Here is a 16626-nt window from a genome sequence, read left to right on the forward strand (position 1 = left end):
ATCAGGGCTCGCCACTCGAGACGTCGTCGCCGCGAGTCGCGAGCGCCGTCTTCATCGCGGCGACGTTCTCGGGGACGTCGTGGACGCGAACGACGTCTGCGCCCCGGTCGACCGCGAGGGCCGTCGCTGCGATCGTCGGCTCGAGGCGCTCGCCGCGGGCGCGACCGACGCGCTCGAACATCGACTTGTGGGAGTGGCCGATGAGAATCGGGCAACCGAAGGTGCGAAATTCCTCGAGTCGATCCAGGAGTTCGAAGCCTTCGTCGGGCGTCTTCGCGAAGCCGAGTCCAGGATCGATGAGGATCTGGTCGCGCTCGAGGCCGGCCTTCTCCGCCAGCAACACGCGCTCGGTGAGTTGCTCGATGACGTCCTCGACGACGTCGTCGTACTGGACGTCACGATCCGGGACGACCGGCGCGTCGATGCTGTGCATGAGGACGACGGGGGCGTCGTGCTCGGCGGCGACGAAGCGCATCTCGGGGTCGGCCAGCCCGGAGACGTCGTTCACGACGTCTGCGCCGGCCTCGAGGGCGGCCTCGGCGACGGCTGCTCGCCGGGTGTCGACGGAGAGCAGGGCGTCCACGCCCTCGTCACCGTCCACGCCCCTGTCCTGGTCCTCGTCACTGTGTCCATCACTGCCCCCGCCCCCAGCTAGCCGTTCGATCACGGGCACGACGCGGTCGATTTCGTCGTCGACCGAGACGGGATCGGCGCCGGGGCGGGTCGATTCTCCGCCCACGTCGACGATTTCGGCACCGGCGTCGACCATGTGCTTGGCGCGGTCGAGGGCGTCCTCGAGGGCGTCGTACCGGCCGCCGTCGTGGAAGCTGTCGGGGGTCACGTTCAGGACGCCCATGATGCAGGGACCAGTTTCCCAGGGATACTTGGACGGCTCGTTTACAGGGGCGTCGAGCTCGAGCGTCGTCCGAAGGTCGTGGGCAATCGACGCCAGGCCATCCGATCGGTCGACGAGCGTCCCGGTCAGGCGGTCGAACTGGGCGAGTGTCCCCATTAGAACGGCCTCTATCGGGTCGTCCGCGGTCCGGATGCGCGAGAGCGAACACTCCCCGCCGACTCGCACGAGTTCCCGTTCGATCGTGCTCGCCCCGTCGCGGGGTAGGGCCATCGTGACGACGCGGTGGACGCCGCTCTCGGTCACGTCGGTGATCGTCGCCTCGTCGACGTCCGCCGCCTCGAGCACGTCACGGGCGTCGCTCCGGTCGCGCACCCGCTTCGGGACGGCCGTTCGCGTCCACCGACGACGAGCCTCGGCGACGGCAAACAGCGACCCGGTGACGAGCACGCAGTCGTCGGGCTCCGCCGCCTCGAGAGCCGCGTTCAGCGCGTCCAGGACAGCCACTTCGGTGTCGACCGACGGGGCGCCGGCGTTCGCGAAGACCCGCGCGAGTACGTCGGCGTCCTCGGCGCGCTCGAGGCTCGGTTCACAGGCGGTGACCTGGTCGGGGGTCGGCAGCGCGGCGGCCATCTCGCGGTGGTCCTTGTCGTGCATCGCGCCGAAGACGAGCTGGAGGTCGTCGTATTCGAACGAGGCGAGCGTCTCGGCGAGTCGCTCGCAGGCCCCCGGGTTGTGCGCGCCGTCCAGGACGACCAGGGGGTCGGTTCCCATGACCTCGAATCGGCCCGGCCAGTGGGCGTTTCGGAGGCCGCGCTCGACGTCGCGCGTCGAGACGTCGGCGACCTGTCTGGCGAGCACGGCGGCGATGCCGGCGTTTTCGGCCTGGTGGGCGCCCAGTACCGGGAGGCGGGCGTCGACAGTCCATCCGTCGCCGTCGATGGAGACGGCGGCCTCGGCGTGGTTCGTTCGGCCTCCGTAGCGGACGGTGACGTCGGGTCGGTCGGCTGGTTCGCCCTCAGCCTCGAGAGGGCCGCCTTCGACGGTCCCCACCGTCACCACCTCACCTGCGACCGATCGCACCGTTTCGAGGGCCGTCCCGGTCGTCGCCGTGACCAATGGCGCGTCCGCGGGGGCGACCTGAGCCTTGTCCGCGGCGATCTCTTCGATCGTGTCGCCGATAATTCCCGTGTGTTCGAGGCTGACGCTGGTGACTGCGCTGGCGACGGGGTCGACTACACTGGTGGCGTCGTAGCGGCCACCGATGCCGACCTCGAGGACGGCGACGTCGACGTCCTTTCGGCCGAAGTGCCAGCACGCGAGGGTCGTCATCGCCTCGAAGAACGTCGGCGAGGCGCCCGCGGCCGCCTGGGCGGTCAGGTACTCGCCGGTTCGCTCGCCGAACTCCCCAACGGCGGCCTTCGGGATCTTCCGCCCATCGACGCGGACCCGCTCGCGGAGGTCCTCGAGGTGCGGAGACGTGAAGAGTCCCACCGTGAGCCCCGCTTCCCGGAGGACCGACTCGAGCATCCGCGACGTACTGCCCTTTCCGTTCGACCCGGCGACCTGTACGAACGAGACGCCCTCGTGTGGGTCCTCGAGGTGCTCGAGGAACGCCCGGGTCGACTCCGTGCCCGGGCTGGGACGGAATCGACGTAGGCCGACGAGGAGGTCCGCCGCCTCGTGGTATTCCATACGCGTCACTCAGAGCGCGTCCGCTTTAGGGTGTCGAACCTCGGTGAGCGGAGACTCGAGACGTGGTACTTTCGAAATCAGTGGTAGCGCGTGTCGATGCCGTATCCGAAGCGATAGTTCCTACCAATTTATTACTATATGTTTTATAGTATAGACCATATCGATTCCCACGTGCGGTTCATTTATCGATACCGTGTGTCGAACCGACGTCAGACTCCGCCGTGACCGTTCGGCGGCCGCAACACCATGCCGTCGAGCATCGCCACGAGACCCACCAGACTGGCCATCATGAGCGCGGACTCGAATGCGATGTCGGCCAACAGACTCGCCCCAGCGGTGGTCAGGAAGGCGAGCGGGATAATTGCGAGGTGCAGGTCGTATCGGTCGAATTCTATCTCGAGGTCGAATCGGGGATCAGTCGGCGTATCGATGCCTCTCGTCGTCATTGTAATCACCGGTAGACGGTACGGGGTCGCTCGCCAAATTAGTTTTGATACTCCTGGCGATAACCGGGAACGTGCCGTAATAGTGTGGTGTCTCGTCTCCGCTGCGAAATGGGGCGAGCGATACGGTAATAATCCGGCGGGCGTCTGTATCGCTATGGGAATCGAAACGGACGACGATGAGTCGAAACTGGGCGTGGGAATTGCGGTGGGCGTCGGAATGGGGGTATCCATTGGCGTAGCGATGGACAATATCGGTGCGGGAATCGCTATCGGCGTCGGAACCGGCGTTGCGCTCGGAGTCGCGTGGAGCGAAGTCGACGACTAGTCGACGAACGGCCGTCCGTGTGCACAGACAATCACGACCACGATGGAGTGCGTTCTGTACGTTATTCCGCACGGGAAGGCGCTCTGTTCTGGCTCTCGAAAATTGCTCGAGCATCCGCCTCGATACGGTCCATCACCGCGCGTTCGCTCCCGTCGGGCACCTCGAGATGCTCGAAGTCGTTCATGATGCGGACCATCGCGACCAGTTCGTAGAGCGGCTCGGGGGTCGAAACCGCGTCCGCTCGATCCGGCCTCGCCGTCCGGTACCCCGACAGCATCGCCTCGCGGACGAGGGGTCGCCGATCCGACACGCCGGACAGCCCCGCCAGGAAGGCGCCGCTGTAGAGGTAGGCGGCGAACTCGAAATCGAACGCCGCCGGGACGGCGAGGGTGTAGCCCCAGTCGAGCATCGCCGTGATCTCGCCCGCCTCGGACTCGACGAGGAGGTTGTGTAAGCCGTGATCGTTGCGGCCCAGAACGGGATCGAACGGCCTCTCCAGGGCATCGATTCTCGCCTCGATCCACCGCCGCAAATCGGGTGTAAGCGGCGAAAAACGGGAATCGGCGTGGCGCTCTAGTTCGCGGTCGACGTACGACTGCAGAAACTCCGGCCAGGTGGCCCGCAGATCTCCAACCGTCAGGGCCGACGGCTCGCACTCGGGCCGCCCGCCGACGAGGTCGGGCCCGTCGCGACGGACGTGACCGAACCGCTCGACCGCCGGCACTGCGTGTAACTCGGCCAGGTACTCGCCCGTCTCCCGTGCGAGTCGCGAGAGGGTGTCGTCCTCGAGGTGGCACACGTCCTCGTAGGGCAGCGCCTCGCCGGGCAATGCCTCCATCAGGTAACACGGAGCAGGGAGCGTCTCGTGGTCGTCCAGGACGCCGAGCACTTCGGGGACCGGGATCGACGTGTGGGCGTCCAGGACGGCCTGGATGCGCGCCTCGTCGGGGATTCCCCACGTTTTCCCGTCGGGCGAGGCCTTCAGGTACAGGGGCCGCGAACCGCCGTCATCGACGGCCTCGAGACGGTAGACCGAACAGAAGCCGCGTTCGACCGGGGTCGCGTCTCGAAGCTCGAGCGTTGGGTCGACCATCTCGACGAACTTCTCGACGGCCGACGCCGACAGTGCTCGTGCTTCGGGAACGTCGTCCATAGCCCGAATACCGAATCGCCCGACAGAATTCTTTCGGTGGTGGGTGACTCTTCACCAGTGCCCCCTTACCAGGGTAAGTCCGGCCCGATCAGCCGCCCCAGTTCGCCACCCGCTGTGGCCGGTCGGTCACGGCCGCCACGTCGAGGTCGCCGTCGAATCCCTCGAGCGCCTCGAGGTACGCGCGAGCGCTGGCCGCCGTCGAGAGGTACGGGACGTCCTCCTCGACGGCCATCTCGAGGGCGTCGCGGTCGTCGCTGACGACGAAGTCGACCTCGCCCTTCATGATCGCGGCGGGGACGTCCTCGAACTCGGCGACGTCGAAGGACCCCTCGAAGCCGTCGACCGCGAGGTCGATCACGGCGGTTCCCTCGCTGACGGCGTTGCCGGCGGCCTGCTGGCCCTTCCAGTAGGCCGTCGCGAAGTCGCTCGCGGTGCCCATCACTTCGCCGGTCGACTTCATCTCCGGGCCCAGACGTGGGTCGCTTCCCGGCAGGCGGTCGAACGGAAGGACGACCTCCTTGATCGACGTGTGCTCGGGAATTCGCTCGTCGACACCCTGCTCTGCGAGCGACTCGCCCGCCATCACCTTCGCGGCGAGTTTGGCGATCGGAACGCCGGTCGCCTTCGAGACGAACGGGACGGTGCGCGAGGAGCGCGGGTTGGCCTCCAGGACGTACACCTCGACGTCCTGATCGTCGTGGACGCCGGTGACCGCCAACTGAACGTTCAGCAGACCGACGGTCTCGAGCGCGGTCGCGATCTCCTCGGTGACTTCGCGCACGCGAGCCATCGTCTCGTCGTCGAGCGAGCGCGGCGGGATCGTACACGCGGAGTCGCCGGAGTGAACCCCGGCGCTCTCGACGTGTTCCATGACGCCGCCGATCACGATGTCCTCGCCGTCCGAGACGGCATCGACGTCGAGTTCGACCGCGCCCTCGAGGAACTGGTCGATGAGTATCGGTTTGTCGGGGCTCACGCGGACGGCCTCCTCGATGTACGTCTCGAGTTCGTCGTCGCTGTGGACGACCTGCATCGCGCGGCCGCCGAGGACGTAGGATGGACGGACGAGAACCGGGTAGCCGATATCGTGAGCGAGGTCGAACGCTTCCTCGCGGCTGTAGGCAGCACCACCTTCGGGCTGGGCGATGCCCAGATCGTCCATGAGCTGGTTGAACCGGTCGCGGTCCTCCGCGAGGTCCATCGCTTCGACGCTGGTTCCCATCACCGAACAATCGAGGCCGCGGCGCTCGAGTTCGGCCTCGAGCGGTTCCCCGATGTCGACGGAGGTCTGGCCGCCGAACTGGACCATGACGCCGTCGGCGCCGGTCGTCTCGACCACGTCCGCGACCTCCTCGGCGGTGATCGGCTCGAAGAACAGGCCGTCGCTGGTGTCGTAGTCCGTCGAGACCGTCTCGGGGTTGTTGTTGACGACGTGGGCGTCGATGCCCAGTTCCCGCAGGGCGCGCACTGCGTGGACGGCGCAATAGTCGAACTCGACGCCCTGTCCGATGCGGATCGGGCCGCCGCCGACGACGACGACGCTCTCGACGTCGGTGTCGACTTGGACCTCGTCGTGGGCGATGGGCGAGGAACCGGACTCGAGGGCGTCCCGCGCCGAGTAGTAGTACGGCGTTGACGCGGCGAACTCACCGGCGCAGGTGTCGACCTGCTTGAAGGTGCGCTCGGGAGCGACGGACTCGACGCTTCCAACGTCGGCGCCGGCACGAGCTGCGACTTGCTGGTTCGTGAAGCCGAGTTCGGCAGCCTCGGTGAAGTCGCCCTCGGAAGCGGCGACCGACGCCTCGGCGATGTTCTCGAAGCGCTCGACGTACCACTCGTAGATGCCCGTCAGGCTGCAGACGTCCTCGACGGTGTAGCCGCGCTCGAACGCCTCGAAGATGGCGTAAGGGCGGTCGGGCGTCGGCGTTTCGAGGTAGTCGGCCTCGAGTTCCTCGTCGGAAACGTCGGCCCAGTCGACGGCGGGGTCGTACTCCGAGGAGCGGAGCGCCTTCAACAGACTCTCCTCGAACGTGCGGCCGATGGCCATCGCCTCGCCGGTCGACTTCATCGCCGTGCCGAGTTCGAAGTCGACGTCGTCGAACTTGTCCTTGGGCCAGCGGGGCACTTTCGTCACGACGTAGTCGATCGCCGGCTCGAACGCCGCGGTCGTCTGTCCCGTAATTTCGTTTTCGATCTCGTGGAGCCGTTTGCCCAGCGCTACTTTCGCGGTCACGCGGGCGATGGGGTAGCCCGTCGCCTTCGAGGCGAGCGCCGACGAGCGAGAGACGCGCGGGTTCACCTCGACGACGCGGTACTCGCCGCCGGGCGTGCCATCGTCGTGCCAGGCGAACTGGATGTTACACCCGCCCTGGATGCCGAGTTCGCGGATGACGTCCAGCGCCGCGGTGCGCATCTCCTGGTGACCGTCGTCGGGGATGACCTGCGAGGGGGTGACGACCGTCGACTCGCCGGTGTGGATGCCCATCGGGTCGAGGTTCTCCATGTTGCAGATGATGATACACGAGTCGTCGGCGTCGCGCATCACCTCGTACTCGAGTTCGACCCAGCCGGCGATCGATTCCGTGATGAGGACCTCGTTGTTCCGCGAGAGGCGGAGTCCTTTCCGCACGCGAGCGAGGAGTTCGTCCATCTCCTCGACGACACCCGATCCGGAGCCACCCAGCGTGTAGGTCGTCCGGGCGATGACAGGGAGCCCGCCGACGGCGTCGACGGCGTCCTCGACGCGCTCGCGGAGGTCCTCGTCCGTAACCTCGGTGACCGACTCGCCCGAATCCAGCGAGATGGTCGTCGACCGCGGCACTGGCTGGCCGATGCTCTCCATGCGCTGGCGGAAGAGGTCCCGGTCCTCCGTGGCGTAGATGGTGTCGAGCGGCGTCCCCATGATCTCGACGTCGTACTCATCGAGGACGCCCTCCTCGGCGAGTTCGGCCGTGACGTTCAGTCCAGTCTGGCCGCCGAGGCCGGCGATGACGCCGTCCGGGCGCTCTTTCCGGATAATCTCGGCGATGGCGTCGGTCGTGATCGGCTCGAGGTAGACCCGGTCGGCCATCTCCGGATCGGTCATGATCGTCGCCGGGTTCGAGTTGACGAGAACGACGCGCGCGCCCTCCTCCTGGAGGGCTCGGCAGGCCTGGGCGCCCGAATAGTCGAATTCGGCGGCCTGTCCGATCTGGATCGGCCCGCTGCCGATGAGCAGGATCGTGCGTCCGTCGTCCCCGGTGTCGTGGTCGGTGCTCATTCGTTGTCCGTCCGAAGTGTGTACATCGTAATAAGCGCCACGAAATAGTGCGATTCTCGAAATAGAATTTCGAATTTCGTACGATCGACTCGCCACACCTGGTCGCTGAGCTGCCTCAACGGCCGAACTCCTTATAGTAGTACCCAGTCATCTATTGCTAACTACATGTCTGGTGGTGGTAGTGGTGGACAACGAGCATTCGGTGGTGGGTCGATCGTATACGTCGACCCGACCGACCGAGCGCCGCGAGTCGTCGACGCCCTCGAGTCATCGTGTCCTGGACTGTCCGTTCACAGGGCCGAGACTGCTGCAGACGCGGTTCGAGCGCTCGACAATCGATCGGTCGACGGCGTGGTGACCGTCGACCGACTCCCCGATTCCGACGGGCTCGCACTCGTCGAAACGATCCGCCGAACTCACCCCACCCTTCCGATCGTGCTGTACGCCCGTCACGGCTCCGAGGAACTCGCGAGTCGCGCGATCGACGCAGACGTGACGGCGTACGTCCCCGCCGCCTTCGACGGTCCCGCGGACGCCGTCGAGCACCTGTGCGACCGCGTCGAGCGTGTGCTGGCGTCGACCGGCGACGGTCGATTTCGTCGGGTCGACGCGATGCACGACGTCGCTCTCGAGTTCGAGACCTGCCACGACCCCGAAACCGTCTACCGGCTCGCGGTCGAGGCGATGATTCACGTCCTCGAGAGCGACGACAGCGCGCTGTACGTCGAGGAAGACGGCGTGTTGCGGCCGGCAGCCGCCAACGGCGCCATCGTCTCCGAACTCACCGAGACGTTCGAACCCGACCAGGGCGTCGTCGGGCGGACCTACCGGTCCGGCGAGTCGTCCCTCGACCTGGACATCGGCTCCGACGAGGACGCCGATCCCGTCGCCGACGAGCTTCGCTCCGGGCTCAGCGTGCCCGTCGGATCCTTCGGCGTGCTCCAGGCCACCTCGCGCGATGCGGCGGCGTTTACCGAACGCGACCGCACGCTGGCGGAGTTGCTCGCGGCACACGTCTCCGCGGCGATTTCGCGCATTCGGTCGGAACGGGCCGTCCGTCGTGAACGCGACCGCTTCGGCGCGCTGTTCGAGAACGTCCCCGACGGCGTCGTCGTCGTCAGCGAACCGGGACTGGATCGGATCGTCGCCGCTAACCCCGGTTTCGAGCGCCTGTTCGGCTACGAGGCGGACGAGGTCGCGGGCGAGATCCTCGGCGAATCGCTGCTCCCGGCGGGCGAGGACGTCGTCCCGATCTACGACGCAGTCGGGCTAGATGAAGTCGTCACCGAGGAGGTCACGCGACTGACGGTCGACGGTCCCCGTGAGTTCCTCCTCAGGGGGTTCGCCGTCGAACTCGACGGCACCATCTACGAGTACATCATCTACACCGACGTCACCGAACGGAAACGGCGCGAACGGGAACTCGAGGAGTACCGAACGCTCGTCGAGACGGTCGGCGATCCCATGTACGTCCTCGACGCGGACGGGACCGTGGCAGTGGCTAACGACGCGATGGCCGAGGCGGTCGGTCAACCCAGAAGCGCGATCCTCGGCGCCCACGCTCGATCGTTCATGCCCGAATCGACACTCGAACGAGGAAAACGAGAACTGCGGGCGATTCTCCAGGAAGACCGGCAGTGGGGAACGTTCGAGTTCGAATTCACGGACGCCAGCGACCGCACTCACGTCGCCGAGGCTAACGTCGCCCCGCTGGTCGACGACGGCGACCTCGTCGGCAACGTCGGCGTTATTCGCGACATCGCTGCGCGAAAAGAGCGCGAACAACGAATCCGCGCGCTCCACGACGGCACCCGGCGGCTGATGGCCGCCGAGAACGCCCCAGAGGTCGCGACCGTCGGCTGTGCACTCGCGACCGACATCCTCGAGTACCCCCTCACTGGCATCCACCGGTACGATCCGGAGGCTGACGGGCTGGTCCCCATCGCTGTCTCGGACGACGTCGCCGACCTCCTGGACGAGCCGGACGTCATCGAACGCGACGGCGGCCTGGCCTGGACGGCCTTCGACTCCGGTCAGGTGATGGCTCACGGGGACGTCCGACGGGAAGAGGGTGTTCGAAACCCAGAGACGGCGATCAGGAGCGAGGCACACTTTCCGCTCGGCGAGTACGGCGTCCTCATCGTCTCCTCGACGGAGCGCGACGCCTTCGACGAGGAGTCGCTCGCAATCGCGAAAATCCTCGCCGCGAACGTCGAAGCCGCCCTCGAGCGTGCCGAACGCGAAACCGAACTCGACCGCCGTCGCCGGGAACTCGAGCGCCAGCGGCGAGAGCTCGAGCGCCAGAACGAACGCTTAGAGGAGTTCGCAGGAACGGTCTCACACGACCTCAGAAACCCGCTGACGCTCGCGACCGGCCACGTTGATATACTCGCTACCGAACGAGAAGAAGAGCACGGCGACCACCTCAGCGAAGTGCAGTGGGCGCTCGATCGAATGGACGACATCATCGACGACGTGCTCGTGCTCGCTCGCAGCGGGCGACAACTCACCGACACCGAATCGATTTCCCTCGAGACGGTGGTTCGACGGGCCGGTCGAACGGTCGATCCAGCGCTCGACATCGACGTCGAGGGCTCGCTTCCGGCCGTGACCGGTGAGGAGACGCGACTGCTGGCGCTGTTCGAGAACCTCTTTCGAAACGCCCTCGAGCACGTCGGATCCGACGTTTCGCTCACGGTCGGTTCGTTCGACGACGGCTTCTACGTGGCCGATGATGGGCCGGGCATTCCGCCGGACGAACGGGAGGCGGTCCTCGAGTCCGGCTACACGACCCACCCGGAGGGGACGGGATTCGGTCTGGCGATCGTGACGGAGGTCGTGGACGCTCACGGCTGGGAGATAGCGGTGACGGAGAGCAAGGCCGGCGGCGCGCGATTCGACGTTTCGCTCGGAAAAGAGGCGGGCGGTGTCGATCACGACCAGGACGACGATCACGATTACGATCACAATTACAACCAGGACCAGGGCGACGATGGCGACAGGAATGGAGACCGAGTGACACAGATCGACACGGAGTAGGCCCCGTTCTGTCGAGACACGGTGACTCGAGTTCCGGGCCGTCACGAGCACGAAGGGCCGTCGTGAGCGCGAGAGGCCGTATGGCCGTTCACGGTATCGTCGCGCTCTTTCTCGGCTAGCTCACGCTTCGACGTCACAAAATGGTGACCTGGACACGAACTGTCTCGGCGAAAACGGACGCCGGTCACACCGGCGCGTCGTGCTCGCTCTCGAAGTCCCGCACGTCCCGGTACTGATCGACGAACGACTCGACGTCGAACTCGAGCATCTGCGTCTCGAACTCGGTGATCGCGTCGCCATCGTCGGCGTGGCTGATCGCGTGTTCCATCAACTCGACGATTAGTTCGACGACGACGACGTGGAGCCGTCGAGCCTCGAAATCCGTGACCCACAGGAGGGTGTACCCGACCGAACCGTCCTCGGAGGCGTCGTGGACGACGACCTCGTCGGGGAACTCCTCCATGACGATACCGAGCAGGTGGGGCGTGCCGAACTCGTCGAAGTCGTCGGCCGTATCGACGGTCTCCTGGAGGACCGCGACGAGTGACTCGGGGACGAACCGCGAGGGTGGGTGGACGTCTGTGACCACGGCGTGGCGATCACCGCACGAACAGCTGTACTCGCGCATACCGAGGTCGATCTCGTGGGGGTCGAGCGACTCTCCGCACGGTAGCTCGAGTTGGTTGGTGTCGTCGCCCGGGACGCGAGGCTCGGGGTCGGCCATCGCCGGGGCTTAGGCCGGTGTCGTGATAAGGACGACGACTCGAGACGGCCCCGCGTCGAGCCTACGGGAGAAGTTCGTCGTCGATACCCGCCCACTTTTCGTCCTCCTCGGCCCGGCGGGCCTCGAGCTGATCGAATCCGCTCGCGAGCAGAGCTAGCGCGAAGAGCCAGGCCAACGAACTGAACGCAACGTTCGCGAGTTCGCCCGCAAGGGGCGACGACTCGAGGGCGGCGAGGGCGACGGCGCCCAGTGAACTCACGGTGAGGAAGCTCAGGACGATGACGGCCAGGAGCGTAAAGACACGAAGCCAGGACCCACGGGTCAGCTCGACGCTCCGGCGGGCCGCGTCGATCGGTCCGACTCGCTCGGTTGCGAGGTACGGGTGAGTGAACGCGAGGGCCGTGGCGACGACGAGCCCGGGGACGACGAACAGCGCGAGGCCGAGTCCCACCAGCAGGGACCCGCCGAACGCGGCGGCGACTGCCGAGAGCGTCGCCCGACCGAGCCCGTCGTTCCACCCCGGTTGCTCGGCTGACGTGGGATCGAGGAGCGGTTCACCGTCGACGGGCTCACCGTCGGCGGCGTCTTCCCGCCCACGTGTACGCGCTGCCCGCTCCGAGAGCACCCGAAACGCCACCACCGAGAGCGCGACGAACGCGATCAGCATGGCGAGCCAGAGCGCGGTCGCCACCCCGACCGAGAGATCGACGGCGAGGGGAAACTCGTCGGGGAGCGTCTCGAACCCCGGGACGAACAGCTCTTCGTCCTCGATGAACGCCCGCTGGGCCTCGAGCTGGCTCTGGAGGCCGACCAGCATCAGCGCCTGGACGACGACCAGCCCGCCCAGAACTGTCAGGGCGCGCCGATCGCTCATGCGCTCGAACGCCTCGTCGATTGCCGTCAGTACCGAGAGCTGCGCCATGTTCAGGGCCAGTCGTCGCGAATCGCTTCGTCTGGATCGTCCGCCTCCTCCGGCTCAGTCGCCAGCGTCCACCCGGCCGCCTCCGCGGCGTCCTGGACGTGGAGGAACTCCCAGCCGACCTCGTCGGCGAGGGCCTCGTCGTCGTCGCCGACGCCGACAAAGACGTGTCGCTCGGTGTCGAACTGGCGTTTGACGCTATCGAGGCTCTCGGCCTTGCCGCGGGGGCCGGAGAAGAAGTCCTGTCGGACCCGGTTCTTCCGGGTGAAGTTCGTCACCACGTACGTCGGCTCCTCGGAGACGACGCCGACGTAGGAACTCCAGCCCCGGGCGTCGTCGAAGACGGCCTCCGGCGAGGCGAGCGTCTGCAGGGCATCGAGTTCGAACGCGAGCGTCATGTCGCTTCCGCCGTTCATGTCGCCTAGATTGCGTCGCACTCCGGAAAACCGCTTCGATACGCCCGGCAAAGGTCGGCGCCACACCGGCCAGAGACGGATTGACGACCCAGTCGTAGGTGGGGGCGGTTCGACACGCACTCCCTGAAACCTGGAACCGGGGACGAGTCGGGGGTCAGTCGTACCTCACACAGAAGTAGTCGGTGTGAATAATCACGTCGCCATCGGCCAGTTCTTCGTCCTCGAGAACGGCAATCGAACCGGATTCCAGGCCCTCGAGAAACCGGGTCAGCGCCTCCTCGCTCAACTGATCGACGTGGCGAACCCGTGACGACGTCGGGATCGAGTCGGTTCGCCGGAGGGTCAACGTCCGATGGAGGGGCTCAGTGTCACTGGTGGACATGTTCCAAGATACCAAATGACATGGGAACTCATAAGCGTTCGGTTCCAGGAAGAGTCGTGTGGAATAAGATGTGCGTCGACCGACGACTCGTTTCCCCTTCCGTCAACTCGTTTCATCCATCGACGAGTCATTTCTCCCTCCATCAATTCCCTTCATCCATTGACGAGGTATTTTGTCCACCAATAATTTGCCGGGCCACGGACGCAAATTCACCCCCTCCTCTTCCTGCTACTTTCTCCTCTTCCTGCTACAGTCCAGCAATCGTCGACGAGAGTCCTTCTCGAGCGTGAAGGGTTCGAACGGCGTCCGTCTCATCTTTCGAGGAATTAACTGGCCTGTGCGCTCGCCGTCGCCGTGGTCGCTCGCGGGAACCGGAGCCGAACGATGCTCCCCCGTGGGTCGTTCTCGGCGAATTCGACGTCCCCGCCGGATCGGGCGACGACCCAGTTCACGAGCCACAGCCCGAGTCCGCTGGCGTGTTCCAGCGACGTCTCCCGTCCGGCAGTCAGCACCTCCTGTTCGACCGCCGGAATCCCCGGCCCGTCGTCGGCGATGACTACGTCGACGGTCGTTTCCGTCCGGTCGATGGTGACTTCGATAGACGGGTCCGAGCGATCGCTGTGCTCGACCGCATTCTTGAGGACGTTGTCGATCGCCGACGTGTACAGGGGATTTACCAGGGCGAGCGCCTTTTCGTTAGCGTCGGCGTTGACGTCGATGTCGACAGTAACGATCGCGTCGTCGTACCTCCGCTGTAGCCGCTCGGTCGCCGCATCGACAGCAGCCGCCATGTCGACCGTTCGATGGTCCGCCTCCCCGTGTAATACCATGTCAACGTCCCGTGCCAGTTCGCTGAGCTCGGCGAGCGCCGTCGCTTTCTCTTCGATCGTCTCGAGGTGGGATTCGCCACCGGCGTCGACGTGGTCTTCGAGCAGATTCGCGTAGCCCGTGATGATGTTCACGTTGTTTTTGACGTCGTGTCTGAGTACGCGATTGAGCACCTGCAGTCGCTGTTCGTATATCCGCTCGTCGGTGACGTCCGTCCCGGTCACGACGAACTCGCCGGCCCCGTCGAACAGCGGTTCGATCGTCGTCCTGAACAGGCTCCACGTCCCATCGACGTGTCGAGCGCGATGTTGGACCGAACCGCTGCTGGACCGTTCACTGACCTGTTTCCGTAACTTGCGGACGTCTTCGCGGTCGTCCGGATGGACGTACTCGAGGAGCGAGCGTTCGACTACCTGTGTCGGCTCGTACCCGAGCACTCGCGTGAGTGAGGGGCTCACGTATCGAAGCGTCCAGCTTTCGTCGATGGTGGCGACCACGTTCGGTGACTTTTCGATCATACTTTGGTATCGTCGCTGGAACGTTTCCTCGTCGGTCACGTCCTCGAACAGAAGGACGGTGGCGACGGTACTCCCGGACGTCACTCCCAGCGCTGATACCTCGAGCCGTTTTGCTCCCCCGCTCGCCTCGACCGTTACGCGTGCGTCCTCGGCGTCGTTCTCGACGACCGAGACGACCTCCGGATACGCTTCGAACGCGTCTACGAGCGAACTTCCGAGTATTCGATCGCCGAACAGCGACCGTGCGGGGTCGTTGGCGTCGATAACGGTCTTTTCGTGCGAGAGGACGACGACGCCTTCCGCAAGATTCTCGAACACCACGTCCCGGGCGATCGGTGAGATTTCGAACAATCGGTGGCTGAACAGCGCCCAGGCGACGAGCGGTGTCGTGAGCAGGAACGCGACCGGCGTGAGATCGAAAAACAGCGGCGTGATCCATCCGGTCATGCCGACGATCGTGGCGACGGCCGGGACGAGTCCCGCGAGCAACAGGAGTATCGCCTGGCGACGGACCGGCCCTGCCTGGCGCCTGATCGTTCGCCAGAGTAGCACGTACGTTACGAAGTTGATCGCGTAGGAATATACCTGCACGAACAGGAAGAACGCGCCCGGCGTGAATGTGAGCACGTAGAGCCCGTCGACGTATTCGACGGTCGGATCGAGATACATAAACTGGTCTGCCCTGCCACTCCACACGACCAGGAGCGTCGCCGTCGGTACTGCGGCAAGCAGGGCGAGTCGTCTCCCACGGGCCCACCGCTCACCTCCCGTGTAGACGAGAATGAATAGCGGCCACGAGAGCATCATCAGTGCGACGCCGATCCAGAGGAATCGATTCCAGGCCAATTTGGCCGACACCGTCGTCGCCGAGACCTGGAGTGCGTAGGTCAGCGACCACCAGACGGTCGCGGTCGCGATGCCGAAAAAGGCCACGACGACGACGTCGTTCCGTGGGTAGTAATTCCGGAAGACGTACATCGCGAATCCGAACGAGACGAGCGCGCTGGCACTGAGAAGTGCCGTCCACAGTGATAGGTGCCATTCCATGAATTGTCTTTCAGCGCTTGCCGGCGCGTGTCTCTACGCATTCTCTTGTGAGTGGGGACGTTATCCGTGTTGTGGCTCCGCTCGATCGACCAATAAAAAATTGATACGTCGAAGGCGTGTCATATTCTACTCGATTGTAGGGAATCTGAAGCGCGTCAAACGTGGTGAACCCTCACAGCGCGTCAAACGTGGTGAACGTACCCTCGAGAACTAACCCGCTCGCGGTCCTACGTACCCCGAGATACGATGGCCACACCAGAATCGTCCGAGTCGAGCGACGAAGCGACACAGCCGAGGCGCCCACGCGTCGACGACACGACGGGCTACGGTGTCGCGATGACGTTCGTTGCCGGCGTCCTGCTGGCGCTGGCATACTACGGCTGGCTCGCGATTCGAGGGCCACAGGGTCTCGGACAGGCCCTCCCCGAGCCGTTTTACCTGCTCGCGATTGCCCTGCTGTTCGTCGTCGAACTCCTCAACAGTCGCCGGGCCGGGCTAATCGTCGCCGTCGCCCGCGCCATGGCTGTCGCGGCCCTCTACGGCGCCCTGTTCGTCCTCGCTGTCGAGGGAGGAGCGTACATCCTGGACGACCCGGCGGTCTTCCTCGAGAACTTCGTCGGCGTCACCGTCGTCGCGATTTCGCTCGTCGCCGCCGCACTCGTGTACGTGGCGTATCTGACGGTGCTCGAGGCGTCGTGAGCCCGAGATCCCGGTAAATAGCATTTCATATGTAGGTTTGCGTCCCAGACAGTTACTCATCCGTGGCATATCGTAATGCTGGTACTGAGACTCCCACGTTCGAAGGGACGCTCGTGATCCTCCCTATCCCTGCCACGACCCGTCGAACGCGTCGCCTGCTCGGGGGACGGCTCCAGATCCGGCGCTGTTACCGACTGCGGACGCCGTCCCCACGACCTCGAACTCGACGTACTGTCGGCGCTCGAGTCTGATCGGTGACGGAGATCCGCACGGATTTCGTCGACTCGACCGACCGTTTACCAGAAGTTGTGAAAACACACAAA

12 protein-coding genes are annotated in these 16626 nt (G+C 65.3%); 3 read left to right on the top strand and 9 right to left on the bottom strand.

The features are described 5' to 3' along the window. Window position 1: 1 nt before the first annotated feature. On the bottom strand, window positions 2-2548 hold the full coding sequence (folP, locus tag NGM15_RS01925) for a dihydropteroate synthase (protein ID WP_253434572.1): 2547 nt from the start codon (window positions 2546-2548) through the stop codon (window positions 2-4). Between the two features lie 209 nt (window positions 2549-2757). Then, a complete protein-coding gene (locus NGM15_RS01930) occupies window positions 2758-2994 on the bottom strand; it encodes a DUF8015 family protein (protein ID WP_253434574.1) in 237 nt (78 codons plus the stop codon). A gap of 154 nt (window positions 2995-3148) precedes the next feature. Between NGM15_RS01930 and NGM15_RS01935 the strand changes: the two genes are divergently transcribed. After that, on the top strand, window positions 3149-3319 hold the full coding sequence (locus NGM15_RS01935) for a glycine zipper domain-containing protein (protein WP_253434577.1): 171 nt from the start codon (window positions 3149-3151) through the stop codon (window positions 3317-3319). A gap of 61 nt (window positions 3320-3380) precedes the next feature. Here NGM15_RS01935 and NGM15_RS01940 read toward each other — a convergent pair whose 3' ends face one another. Beyond that, window positions 3381-4472, bottom strand: coding sequence for a phosphotransferase family protein (locus tag NGM15_RS01940; protein ID WP_253434579.1), 1092 nt, complete (start codon window positions 4470-4472; stop codon window positions 3381-3383). Window positions 4473-4560: 88 nt separating this feature from the next. Continuing rightward, a complete protein-coding gene (gene carB / locus NGM15_RS01945; protein ID WP_253434582.1) occupies window positions 4561-7731 on the bottom strand; it encodes a carbamoyl-phosphate synthase large subunit in 3171 nt (1056 codons plus the stop codon). A 165-nt stretch (window positions 7732-7896) separates the two neighbouring features. On the opposite strand from carB, the gene NGM15_RS01950 reads away from it, so the two are divergent. Next, window positions 7897-10770 carry a hybrid sensor histidine kinase/response regulator gene (locus tag NGM15_RS01950; protein ID WP_253434585.1) on the top strand — a complete coding sequence of 958 codons (2874 nt, stop codon included), beginning with the start codon at window positions 7897-7899 and terminating at the stop codon, window positions 10768-10770. A 184-nt stretch (window positions 10771-10954) separates the two neighbouring features. Here the strand turns inward: NGM15_RS01950 and NGM15_RS01955 are convergent, their stop codons facing one another. The 5 genes from NGM15_RS01955 to NGM15_RS01975 form a co-directional block, all read right to left on the bottom strand. Then, a complete protein-coding gene (locus NGM15_RS01955) occupies window positions 10955-11494 on the bottom strand; it encodes a DUF5815 family protein (protein ID WP_253434588.1) in 540 nt (179 codons plus the stop codon). A gap of 61 nt (window positions 11495-11555) precedes the next feature. Next, a complete protein-coding gene (locus NGM15_RS01960; protein WP_253434591.1) occupies window positions 11556-12416 on the bottom strand; it encodes a DUF7847 domain-containing protein in 861 nt (286 codons plus the stop codon). Between the two features lie 2 nt (window positions 12417-12418). Beyond that, window positions 12419-12829, bottom strand: coding sequence for a DUF7124 domain-containing protein (locus NGM15_RS01965; protein WP_253434594.1), 411 nt, complete (start codon window positions 12827-12829; stop codon window positions 12419-12421). A gap of 154 nt (window positions 12830-12983) precedes the next feature. Continuing rightward, on the bottom strand, window positions 12984-13211 hold the full coding sequence (locus NGM15_RS01970) for a DUF7979 domain-containing protein (RefSeq protein ID WP_253434597.1): 228 nt from the start codon (window positions 13209-13211) through the stop codon (window positions 12984-12986). A 326-nt stretch (window positions 13212-13537) separates the two neighbouring features. After that, window positions 13538-15604, bottom strand: coding sequence for a histidine kinase N-terminal 7TM domain-containing protein (locus NGM15_RS01975; RefSeq protein ID WP_253434600.1), 2067 nt, complete (start codon window positions 15602-15604; stop codon window positions 13538-13540). A gap of 246 nt (window positions 15605-15850) precedes the next feature. Between NGM15_RS01975 and NGM15_RS01980 the strand changes: the two genes are divergently transcribed. Then, window positions 15851-16303: a hypothetical protein gene (locus tag NGM15_RS01980; protein WP_253434601.1), complete on the top strand. Its 453-nt coding sequence runs from the start codon at window positions 15851-15853 to the stop codon at window positions 16301-16303. Window positions 16304-16626: the final 323 nt, after the last annotated feature.

It is taken from the genome of Natronosalvus halobius (assembly GCF_024138145.1).
GTDB lineage: Archaea > Halobacteriota > Halobacteria > Halobacteriales > Natrialbaceae > Natronosalvus > Natronosalvus halobius.

Bases quoted from the DNA above. Each gene is read 5' to 3' on its own strand.
- NGM15_RS01980 (WP_253434601.1), top strand. From the start codon at position 15,851: ATGGCCACACCAGAATCGTCCGAGTCGAGCGACGAAGCGACACAGCCG.
- NGM15_RS01975 (WP_253434600.1), bottom strand. From the start codon at position 15,604: ATGGAATGGCACCTATCACTGTGGACGGCACTTCTCAGTGCCAGCGCG.
- NGM15_RS01940 (WP_253434579.1), bottom strand. From the start codon at position 4,472: ATGGACGACGTTCCCGAAGCACGAGCACTGTCGGCGTCGGCCGTCGAG.
- carB (WP_253434582.1), bottom strand. From the start codon at position 7,731: ATGAGCACCGACCACGACACCGGGGACGACGGACGCACGATCCTGCTC.
- NGM15_RS01930 (WP_253434574.1), bottom strand. From the start codon at position 2,994: ATGACGACGAGAGGCATCGATACGCCGACTGATCCCCGATTCGACCTC.
- folP (WP_253434572.1), bottom strand. From the start codon at position 2,548: ATGGAATACCACGAGGCGGCGGACCTCCTCGTCGGCCTACGTCGATTC.
- NGM15_RS01935 (WP_253434577.1), top strand. From the start codon at position 3,149: ATGGGAATCGAAACGGACGACGATGAGTCGAAACTGGGCGTGGGAATT.
- NGM15_RS01970 (WP_253434597.1), bottom strand. From the start codon at position 13,211: ATGTCCACCAGTGACACTGAGCCCCTCCATCGGACGTTGACCCTCCGG.
- NGM15_RS01960 (WP_253434591.1), bottom strand. From the start codon at position 12,416: ATGGCGCAGCTCTCGGTACTGACGGCAATCGACGAGGCGTTCGAGCGC.
- NGM15_RS01965 (WP_253434594.1), bottom strand. From the start codon at position 12,829: ATGAACGGCGGAAGCGACATGACGCTCGCGTTCGAACTCGATGCCCTG.
- NGM15_RS01950 (WP_253434585.1), top strand. From the start codon at position 7,897: ATGTCTGGTGGTGGTAGTGGTGGACAACGAGCATTCGGTGGTGGGTCG.
- NGM15_RS01955 (WP_253434588.1), bottom strand. From the start codon at position 11,494: ATGGCCGACCCCGAGCCTCGCGTCCCGGGCGACGACACCAACCAACTC.